Source organism: Phytobacter massiliensis JC163 (genome assembly GCF_000321045.1).
In the GTDB taxonomy this organism is placed as follows: domain Bacteria; phylum Pseudomonadota; class Gammaproteobacteria; order Enterobacterales; family Enterobacteriaceae; genus Phytobacter_A; species Phytobacter_A massiliensis.
This window is the reverse complement of the sequence record NZ_CAEO01000192.1, coordinates 1-556: the sequence shown is the minus strand read 5'-3', so window position 1 is coordinate 556 and position 556 is coordinate 1. Positions and strand designations below refer to the sequence as shown.

1 pseudogene is annotated in these 556 nt (G+C 65.3%); it reads right to left on the bottom strand.

What is annotated here, in order from left to right:
* A pseudogene (locus ENTHG_RS00170) lies at positions 1-556 on the bottom strand (sodium-extruding oxaloacetate decarboxylase subunit alpha); the annotation flags it as partial.

Below are 556 nucleotides of genomic sequence, written 5' to 3'. Positions count from 1 at the left end.
CGGGGTGGCCGCCGTCAGCTGGCTGATATCGCCGCCGTCGCTGACTTTGACCACAAAGGCTTTGCCTTCCACTTCCACGGTGTAGACGCCGGAGGCGGCGGGTTTGTCCGCTTTTGCCACCGGCTGCGCGGCTTCCGCCTGCGGCACCGGCTCAAAGGCCGCCGGGTTGTTGCGGTTTTCGAGGAACTTCATTCCCGGCTGCGGGAACAGGGCCACGGTGAGCACGTCCTCGATGGCGTTGTCCGCAAGCACAATGCCCTTCTCCTGCGCCTGGCGCTTCACATCGGCTTCCAGCTGTGCCAGCTCCGGTTTGAGTAAATCCGCCGGGCGGCAGGTGACGGCCTCTGCCCCCTCCAGCACCCGCGCCTGTAAGGCCGCGTTCACCGGAGCCGGGGTGTGGCCGTACTCGCCTTTCAGAATCCCGGCGGTCTCTTTGGCGATGGATTTGTAGCGCTCCCCGGTCAGGACGTTGAGCACCGCCTGGGTGCCGACAATCTGCGAGGTCGGGGTGACTAAAGGAATAAAGCCGAGGTCCTCGCGCACGCGGGGGATTTCC